The sequence below is a fragment of the Longimicrobium sp. genome, from assembly GCF_036280135.1.
Classification (GTDB): Bacteria; Gemmatimonadota; Gemmatimonadetes; order Longimicrobiales; family Longimicrobiaceae; genus Longimicrobium.
Genome location: NZ_DASURI010000600.1, coordinates 1 through 8248, shown reverse-complemented (window position 1 = coordinate 8248; position 8248 = coordinate 1). Strand labels below are relative to the sequence as shown.

Here is an 8248-nt window from a genome sequence, read left to right as displayed (position 1 = left end):
GATGGGCGGGTTCGCGCCGGGAGCAGCCCGCCCCTCTCCCGGCCTCTCCCCGCTCGTTTCTCGCGGAGAGAGGAGACCCGCGCTGACGCGACTTGAACACCGTGCAGGATCTCGCCTTCTCGCCAACCCCTCCCCCGAAGTTGGGGGAGGGGTCGACGCCGAGCCGCGAGGAACGAGCGGCGCAGGCGGCGGGGGAGAGGGCCCCCCGTCGCGCAGCGACGGCCATCCGTCGCCACGCGGGCTTCGCCACGCGCGCGAGTGCCTGTTCGAAGTGTATACCCTCTCCCGCGCAGTTTGCGGGAGAGGGTGCGAGCCTGGGCGAGCGGGGGAGGGCCCATGCCTGACGCGCTCGCCATCGTGGGCCCCACGGGCACGGGCAAGACGGCGCTGTCCATCGAGGTGGCGCGGCGGCTGGACGGCGAGGTCATCTCCATGGACTCGCGGTCCGTCTTCCGCGGCATGGACATCGGCACGGCCAAGCCCACGGTGGAGGAACGGGCCGAGATCCCGCACTGGGGCATCGACATCGCCGAGCCCTCGGAGCGCTTCAACGCCGCGCGCTGGGCAGACTACGCGCGGCAAAAGATCGCCGAGATCCGCGGCCGCGGGCGCGTGCCCCTGCTGGTGGGCGGCACCGGCTTCTTTCTCCGCGCGCTCACGCATCCCATCTTCCAGGAGCCGGAGCTGGACGCGGAGCGCCGCAAGCGCCTGCACGCCTGGATGGACCGGCAGACGGACGAGGAGCTGCACCGCTGGGTGGGGGCCCTGGACCCGGAATCCGCCGAGCGGCTGCGGACGTGGGGCGGACGCCAGCGGCTGATGCGCGCCATCGAGGTGCCCCTGCTCACGGGCCGCACGCTGCCGTGGTGGCACCGCAACGCGCCGCCGGCGGATCCGCCCGTGCCCGTCGTCCCGTTCGTGCTGGAGGTGCCGCGCGAGCGCCTGTGGGCCGGCATCGACCGGCGCGTGACGGAGATGGTAGACGCGGGACTGCTCGACGAGGTGCGCGGCCTCGTCGCCAGGTACGGCGAGCACGCCCCGGGGCTCAACGCCCACGCGTACATCGAGCTGTTCCCGTACTTTCGCGGCGAGCGCACGCTGGACGAGGCGCTGGACCTGGCGCGCAAGAACACGCGCGACTACACCAAGCGCCAGCTCACGTGGTTCCGCAAGCAGCTCCCCGACGGCGCCGTCTGGCTGGACGCCACGCGGCCGCGCGCGGAGCTGGTGGACGAGATCGTCGCCGCGTGGAACCGGGCGGCAGGGTAGGACGGTACCTAAGGGGCGGCCTCCAGCCGGAGCGGCTGAAGCCGCCGCAACGACTGCGGAAAGCCTCACAAACTGCGTGAGGCTTCAACAGCTGGTATTTGGCTCCAGGTGCACACAGACGCGTTGCGCTGGGGCAGTCCGCGCAGGCGGACTTTGTGCTTTTCCAGCGGCGAATTCATTCGCTCCGACTGAGAGTCGGCCGTACCGGATCAGATCCGCAAGCACCGCCTTGCCGTCGGCTGGACGCAGGTGTATTGGTGCGAACGGACGTGCTGGCAGCCGCCGTTACTTTCGCACTCCCGCACTCTCGCACTTTCGCACTGCCGTTAGATGAAGATCGGCATCACCTGCTATCCCACGTACGGCGGCTCCGGCGCCATCGCCACGGAGCTGGGCATCGAGCTGGCCCAGCGCGGGCACGAGATCCACTTCATCTCGTACGCCCAGCCGTTTCGCCTGCCGCACTTCATGGAGCGCGTGTACTTCCACGAGGTGGAGACCACGCGCTACCCGCTGTTCGAGCACAACAACTACTCGCTGTCGCTGGCGGCGATGATGCACGAGGTAGCCATCCGCGCAAAGCTGGACCTGCTGCACGTGCACTACGCCATCCCCCACGCCACCAGCGCGTGGATCGCCCGGGAGATGCTGGGCGACCGGTACCCCCTCAAGATCGTGACGACGCTGCACGGCACCGACATCACGCTCGTGGGGCAGGAGCGCAGCTACTTCGACATCACCCGCTTTTCCATCCAGAAGTCCGACGGCATCACGGCCGTTTCCGACTACCTCAAGCGCGAGACGGTGGACCGGTTCGACGTGCGCGCCGACAGCATCGAGGTCATCCACAACTTCGTGGAGCCCCGGCTGTACGACCGCTCGGCGTACAAGTGCCACAAGGACGCGTTCCTGCCGCCGGGCGAGATGCTGGTGATGCACGTCTCCAACTTTCGCCCCGTCAAGCGCATCGCCGACGTCGTCCGCATCTTCGCGCGCATCCACAAGCAGGTGCCCTCCAAGCTCGTCTTTGTGGGCGACGGCCCCGAGCGGCCCGTCGCCACGGCCGAGGCGGACGCGCTGGGCATCACGGACCGCGTGATCTTCCTGGGCAAGCAGGACTCCGTGGCCGAGCTGCTGGCCTGCGCCGACCTCCTTCTCCTCCCCTCCGCCAGCGAGTCGTTCGGCCTCGTGGCGCTGGAGGCCATGGCGGCCGGCGTACCCGTGGTGGCCACGCGCGCGGGCGGCATTCCCGAGGTGGTGGAGGAGGACGTCACGGGCCACATGGGCGACGTGGGCGACGTGGAGACCATGGCCGACGCCGCCGTCAGCATCCTGGCGGACGACCGCACGTGGGTGCGGATGAGCAACGCCGCGCGGCAGATCGCCGTGGAGCGGTTCGGCGCGGACGTGATCGTGCCCCAGTACGAGCGCTACTATGAGCGGGTGATCGCGGGCGATGCGTCCGCGCCCGCCGAGCCGCAGCTGGCCGCCGGAGGAGACGACTGATGCTGACCCGCGACGCCATTGCGCTCATCGACGCGGCCCTGGACGAGGACGTGGGCCCGGGCGACTTCACGACCCTGTGGACGGTGCCGGAGGCGCGCCGGGCCGAGGCGCGCATCGTGGCCAAGCAGCCCGGCGTGATCGCCGGCAGCGAGGTGGCCGCGGAGGTGTTTCGCCGCGTGGACCCGTCGCTGGAGATCCACGTCGACGCGCCCGACGGCACGGCCGTGGAGCCGGGCGACCGGGCGATGACCGTCCGCGGCTCCGCGCGGTCCATCCTCACGGCGGAGCGGACGGCGCTCAACTTCATGCAGCGGCTGAGCGGCGTGGCGACCGTCGCGCGCACGTACACGCGGGCGGTCGCCGGCACCTCCGCGCGGGTGATCGACACGCGCAAGACCACGCCGGGGATGCGCCGGCTGGAAAAGGCGGCCGTGCTGGCCGGCGGCGGCGCCAACCACCGCGTGGGCCTGCACGACATGGTGATGATCAAGGACAACCACATCGCGGCCGCCGGCGGGATCACCGCGGCGGTGGAGGCCGTCCGCGCGCGCAACGACCGCGGCCTGCGCGTGGAGGTGGAGACGACGGGGCTGGAGGAGGTGCGCGAGGCGCTGGCGGCCGGTGTGGACCGCATCATGTTCGACAACATGACGCCGGATCAGATCCGCGCCGCCCTGGATCTGCTGGCGGATGCCGATCCGCGGCCGGAGACGGAGGCGTCCGGCGGCATCACCCTGCAGACCATCGCCGAGTACGCACGGACGGGCGTGGACTTCATCTCCATCGGCGCGCTCACGCACTCGGCGCCGTCGCTGGACCTGTCGCTGCAGCTGCGCGCGGAGTCGTGACGGACTCGCGGATCGCGGACCGCTGGGAGGGCGCGGGGGCGGACGAGCTGGCGGCGCGCTGGGGCCTGCCCGGCGTGCACCTGTACGCCCGCATCGGCTCCACGAACGACGCGGCGCGGGCCCTGGCGGACGCCGGTGCGCCCCACGGCACGCTCGTCCTGGCGGAGGAGCAGACGGCGGGGCGGGGCAGGGGCGGCCGCGCGTGGTCGTCGCCGGCGGGGCTGGGCGCGTGGATGTCGATGGTCACGCGCCCGTCGACCCTGGCCGCGCCGGGGCTGCTCCCCATCCTCGTGGGCCTGGCGGCGGCGGACGCCATCGATCCGTTCATCCGCCCCGTCGTCACGCAGGTCAAGTGGCCCAACGACCTGCACCTGGCCGGGCGCAAGATCGCCGGCATCCTGTGCGAGGGCAGCTGGGACGGCGGACAGCCGGGCGCCGTGATCGTGGGCATCGGGCTCAACGTGCTGCACGCGCCGGACGACTTTCCGGACGAGGTGCGGCAGACGGCCACGTCCCTGCGCATCGCCGCCGGGTGGAGCCCGTCGCGGGCGGAGGTGGCGGGCGCCGTGGCGTCGGCCGTGGCGCGGGCCCTGGCGCGTCCGCCCCTGCAGCTGACGGGCGCGCTGCTGGAGGCCATGCGCCGCCGCGACGCGCTGGAGGGCCGCCCCGTTACGGTGACGGGCGCCACGGAGACGGCGGGCACCGCGCTGGGCGTGAGCCCCGCCGGCGCCCTGCTCCTGCGCGACACGGACGGCGTGCTGCGTACGGTCACGTCCGGCACCGTGCGGATCGCGCAATAAGGCCCGAAAGTGCCGGGACGCGCCGGACGCCAAAGGAGCGAAATCAGCCCCAAGAATTCAGCGAGATCGGTGGGATCTACGCGGCGTTGCTGGAGCGTGCCGCGGGTGTGGATGGCGGATTGTGGACGGGGTTGACAGTTCGGCGGATTTGCGGCAGCGTTGATGCGCATCGTGCCACCCTCAACCGCGCCTGGAGCGAGATGCACACGCAGATCCACCGAACCCGCCTCCGCCCCATGTGGAGCGCCGGCCTAAGGCGGGGCCGCGAGCGCAACGAAACCATGCGCCTGCTGCGGGCGTCACCCGTGATGCGGGAGCGGCTGTGCAGGATCAACGCGCAGCTGGCCGCGTGGGGCGTGGAGTCCATGCCGCTGGATCGCGTCAAGCAGCCTTTCGACTATGCGCGCTGATCGGCGCGCGCCCGCGCCATCGCCTGCCGTCCCCGCGGAAGATCGGCAGGCGATCGTGCTTGGAGAGTTCAGGGATGACCTGACGCACTGGATCGAGTCCGATCGCGGGACGGCATTGCGGGTGATGCGGATGGTCGAAGAGATTCTCCGCGATCCGTTCGTCGAGATCGGAAAGCCGGAAGCGCTCAGACACGACCAGCACGGCCGCTGGTCCCGGCGCATCACTGATCGCGACCGGCTGCTGTACCTGGTGCGCGGCGCCGCGATCTACTTTCTCGCGGCGCGCTGGCACTATCAGCGGCGCTGAGCCCGTGCCGTCCAGGAGCGAATGAATTCGCCGCTGAAAGGCACGAAGTCCGCCTGCGCGGACTGCCCCAGCGCAGTTCGGCGACGTGCACCGGGACGGCGGCTCGGTCGGTTGAAGCCTCGTTCGCAGAGCGCGTCGGCGCGAGACGGGGCTTACCGCTTTACCAGCGGCGGGTTTACCCGCTCAGGCGCGGGCACCGCGTTCTCGGCTTGAGATCCCGCACTCTCGCACTTTCGCACTTGCCGTCCATGGACCTGGTTTTCGACGTCGGCAACACGGAGACGGTCATCGGGTGGTTTGCCGATTCGGAGCTGCGCGGCCACTGGCGCGTGAGCACCGACGGCCGCCGCACCGCCGACGAGTACGGGCTCATGCTCACCCAGCTGCTCGCCACGGCGGGCGCGGGGGGCACGCCCGTCCGCGCGGCCACCATCGGCTCCGTCGTCCCGGCGATGACGCTCACGCTGGCCGACGCCTGCCGGCGCTACCTCAAGGTAGAGGCGCAGGCCGTGGGCGCGCGCACGCCACTCCCCATCACGCTGGACGTGGAGGAGCCGCTGACGGTGGGCGCGGACCGCATCGTCAACACGCTCGCGGCCCTGCGGATGTTCGGCGTGGATACGGTGGTGGTGGACCTGGGCACGGCCACCACCTTCGACTGCATCACCCGCGACGGGCGGTTCATCGGCGGGGTGATCTCTCCGGGGGTCAAGACGGCGGCGAGCAACCTCACCGAGCGCACGGCCAAGCTGCCCCGCGTGGAGCTGGTGCCGCCGCAGCGCGTGATCGGCCGGCGCACGGAGGCGTGCATCCAGAGCGGCGTGTTCTACGGTGCCGTGGACGCCATCGACGGCACCGTCACCCGCATCCGCGAGGAGTGGGGTTTGGACGACCTGCTCGTCGTAGCCACGGGCGGGTTGGCGGAGCTCATTGGCCCCTACTGCCGCACCGTGCAGAAGATCGAGCCGTTCCTGACGCTCTATGGCCTGGAGTTCGCCCGAGAGCACCTGGCGAGCGCGGCGTGAATCCGGCGTCGCACGGGGGCGTCCGGCGCATCGGCTCCTTCGCGCGGGGCGCGGCGTGGGTGCTGGGGCCACTCCTGCTGCTCATCGGAGTCATCGCCGCGGGGAGGATGGTGGCCCTGGCCGCGCGCGGACGCTGGGACGATGCGTGGTACTTGGCGGGTGGAGCGTGGGGGATCGTCCTCGGCCCCCTGCTGATCCAGGCGGCGCGCACGGGGCGCGACACCGCCACGGACGCGGTCCACGGATTGCTGCGACGGGCCCGGCTGATCCGCTGACCGGCATCTCTCACCCTCCAGGGGAATCCCGACGATCATGGACGCGCCGCGAACCCCGGAATCGCCCGACCTGGAGCTGCTGGGCGTGAGCCCGCCGGAGCACGGCGTAGCGGGCCACGTGCTCATCGCGCTGATGTACGGCGCCATCCCGACGGCGATGCTCATCGCGATCCTCGTGGAGCCGCATCCGCCCGGCGACTGGGGGATGATGGTCTGGACCGTGATCCTGGGTGCCCTCAGCGCGTTCATCGCCGAGTCGTTTCGCCGGTTCGAGGCCTGGAGCTGGTTCTTCCTCGTGCTGCTGGTGGGCCGCATCGTGTTCGAGGTCGTCCTGGTGCTGGATGAAGTGTCGCCCGGCGAGGCGGCCGCGATCGCGGGCGGCTGCGCGCCGATGCTCGCGCTGGTCCACTACCTGTGGGCGCGTCGCTGGCAGTTCTGGTCCGATCCGCCGGCGCGTGCCTCGCGCAGTCCCGAGCGCCGCTGGGTGACGCCGGCGTGGCGCGCCGCGCGCCTGGCCCGCATGGCCGACGTCCATCGTCGCGCGCTTTCTGACACTTTCCAGCGCTGATCGACGTACAAGGCTCCGAACCCGGCCTTTTCGCCGGCCTCCCGCCCATCCCACCGCCTCGGAGGATGCGCCATGAGCCACACCGAAACCACGTTCGGACAGCAGCAGATCGACGCCGCGGCCCTGGAGCCGCCGCCATCCGCCTGGCTCCCGCTCACGGCGGGCGACCGGCAGCTTGCCGGCGAGGCGGCGCCGGAGCACAACTGGCCTGCATCGCTCTTCATCTTCCTCACCAACCTGACGGCGATCGGCTGCGGCATCGGGGCCGTCGTCGTGGGATTCGTGGCGGTGGCCCTGATGTGGGAAGGCGAGTGGATGCAGGCGGGCGGCGCCGGGCTCATGGCGGCTGGCCTGGCGCTGGGCTGCGTCGTCCAGCGGTCGCTGGCCACCAACATCCGGCACTTCACCCGATGGGGCTGGTACGGCGCCATGGCGGAGCTCGCATTGCTCACGCTCAGCAAGGTGGACATGCTGCTCACCGAGCCGGCGGCGCTGGCGGTTGCCATCATCGGCATCGGCATCGACCTGGTGTGGATGGCGTACTTCTGGGAGCGCCGCGCGGACTTCGACGTCGATCTCGACTTCTAGCCGGCCCCGGGACGGACGAGCCGAAGCCGCGCGGAGGGTGATCGCCGTCTGCGCCGGTTTCGCTCCAGGTCCTTGCCCCCATCCATCATCCGGAGACTTCATGAGCTCGACGGAACCGACGATCGCACGGCGGGGCGATGCCCGGGCCGGCGCGCGGGTCGCGGAGGCGGGGCCACGGCACGGCTGGCCGGCATCGTTGTTCATCCTGCTGAGCACCCTGGCCGCGGTGGGGCTGGGGCTGTGGGCGAGCCTGGGAGCCGTCATCGCTGCCGCCGGCGTCATCCGGGGCGCCGCCTGGGAAGAAAACGCGGAGCTGGCCGCGCTCGGGGCCGCGGGTGCCGTGGCGCAGTGGCTGGTGGCCCGCAACCTCAAGCGCTTCAATCGCTGGGGCTGGTACGGGGCCATGGCCGAGCTGGGGTATGTCGCGCTCAGCTACGGCATGGTGCTCGTCGAGAGTCCGGACGCCCTGCTGCTGATCGCGTACGTCGCCGTCAGCGTGCTGTGGATGCGCTACTTCTGGCAGCGCCGCGCCGACTTCAACGTCGACTTCAACTACCACTAGCCGATCCGGGATGGACGAACGGAGGCGCGGAGAACCCTCTCTCCGCGCCTCCGCTCGTTTTGGAAACCGGTTGCGGGGCGCGGGCGCGGG

At 71.2% G+C, this 8248-nt stretch carries 11 protein-coding genes; all 11 read left to right on the top strand.

What is annotated here, in order from left to right:
- Positions 1–336 precede the first annotated feature (336 nt).
- The 11 genes from miaA to VFZ20_RS19330 all read left to right on the top strand — a co-directional run bounded on the left by miaA (position 337) and on the right by VFZ20_RS19330 (position 8158).
- A complete protein-coding gene (gene miaA, locus VFZ20_RS19380) occupies positions 337–1269 on the top strand; it encodes a tRNA (adenosine(37)-N6)-dimethylallyltransferase MiaA (RefSeq protein ID WP_329685583.1) in 933 nt (310 codons plus the stop codon).
- Positions 1270–1599: 330 nt separating this feature from the next.
- A complete protein-coding gene (gene bshA, locus VFZ20_RS19375; protein WP_329685582.1) occupies positions 1600–2775 on the top strand; it encodes an N-acetyl-alpha-D-glucosaminyl L-malate synthase BshA in 1176 nt (391 codons plus the stop codon).
- The gene (nadC, locus tag VFZ20_RS19370; protein WP_329685581.1) at positions 2775–3623 is read left to right on the top strand and encodes a carboxylating nicotinate-nucleotide diphosphorylase; all 849 of its coding nucleotides are present in this window, start codon (positions 2775–2777) and stop codon (positions 3621–3623) included. The genes bshA and nadC overlap by 1 nt, the downstream gene beginning before the upstream one ends.
- A complete protein-coding gene (locus VFZ20_RS19365; RefSeq protein ID WP_329685580.1) occupies positions 3620–4423 on the top strand; it encodes a biotin--[acetyl-CoA-carboxylase] ligase in 804 nt (267 codons plus the stop codon). The genes nadC and VFZ20_RS19365 overlap by 4 nt, the downstream gene beginning before the upstream one ends.
- A gap of 200 nt (positions 4424–4623) precedes the next feature.
- Positions 4624–4833 (top strand): hypothetical protein, encoded by a 210-nt coding sequence (locus VFZ20_RS19360; protein WP_329685579.1) that lies wholly within the window; start codon positions 4624–4626, stop codon positions 4831–4833.
- Positions 4823–5140, top strand: a complete 318-nt coding sequence (locus VFZ20_RS19355; protein ID WP_329685578.1) for a Txe/YoeB family addiction module toxin — start codon at positions 4823–4825, stop codon at positions 5138–5140. Before VFZ20_RS19360 ends, VFZ20_RS19355 begins: the two co-directional genes overlap by 11 nt.
- A 248-nt stretch (positions 5141–5388) precedes the next feature.
- Positions 5389–6165 carry a type III pantothenate kinase gene (locus VFZ20_RS19350; RefSeq protein ID WP_329685577.1) on the top strand — a complete coding sequence of 259 codons (777 nt, stop codon included), beginning with the start codon at positions 5389–5391 and terminating at the stop codon, positions 6163–6165.
- On the top strand, positions 6162–6440 hold the full coding sequence (locus tag VFZ20_RS19345) for a hypothetical protein (RefSeq protein WP_329685576.1): 279 nt from the start codon (positions 6162–6164) through the stop codon (positions 6438–6440). The genes VFZ20_RS19350 and VFZ20_RS19345 overlap by 4 nt, the downstream gene beginning before the upstream one ends.
- Before the next feature lie 37 nt (positions 6441–6477).
- Positions 6478–7008, top strand: a complete 531-nt coding sequence (locus tag VFZ20_RS19340; RefSeq protein ID WP_329685575.1) for a hypothetical protein — start codon at positions 6478–6480, stop codon at positions 7006–7008.
- Between the two features lie 72 nt (positions 7009–7080).
- Positions 7081–7596 (top strand): hypothetical protein, encoded by a 516-nt coding sequence (locus VFZ20_RS19335; protein ID WP_329685574.1) that lies wholly within the window; start codon positions 7081–7083, stop codon positions 7594–7596.
- Positions 7597–7696: 100 nt separating this feature from the next.
- The gene (locus tag VFZ20_RS19330) at positions 7697–8158 is read left to right on the top strand and encodes a hypothetical protein (RefSeq protein WP_329685573.1); all 462 of its coding nucleotides are present in this window, start codon (positions 7697–7699) and stop codon (positions 8156–8158) included.
- Positions 8159–8248 lie beyond the last annotated feature (90 nt).

Bases quoted from the DNA above. Each gene is read 5' to 3' on its own strand.
- VFZ20_RS19340 (WP_329685575.1), top strand. From the start codon at position 6,478: ATGGACGCGCCGCGAACCCCGGAATCGCCCGACCTGGAGCTGCTGGGC.
- VFZ20_RS19360 (WP_329685579.1), top strand. From the start codon at position 4,624: ATGCACACGCAGATCCACCGAACCCGCCTCCGCCCCATGTGGAGCGCC.
- VFZ20_RS19335 (WP_329685574.1), top strand. From the start codon at position 7,081: ATGAGCCACACCGAAACCACGTTCGGACAGCAGCAGATCGACGCCGCG.
- VFZ20_RS19350 (WP_329685577.1), top strand. From the start codon at position 5,389: ATGGACCTGGTTTTCGACGTCGGCAACACGGAGACGGTCATCGGGTGG.
- miaA (WP_329685583.1), top strand. From the start codon at position 337: ATGCCTGACGCGCTCGCCATCGTGGGCCCCACGGGCACGGGCAAGACG.
- VFZ20_RS19355 (WP_329685578.1), top strand. From the start codon at position 4,823: ATGCGCGCTGATCGGCGCGCGCCCGCGCCATCGCCTGCCGTCCCCGCG.
- nadC (WP_329685581.1), top strand. From the start codon at position 2,775: ATGCTGACCCGCGACGCCATTGCGCTCATCGACGCGGCCCTGGACGAG.
- VFZ20_RS19330 (WP_329685573.1), top strand. From the start codon at position 7,697: ATGAGCTCGACGGAACCGACGATCGCACGGCGGGGCGATGCCCGGGCC.
- bshA (WP_329685582.1), top strand. From the start codon at position 1,600: ATGAAGATCGGCATCACCTGCTATCCCACGTACGGCGGCTCCGGCGCC.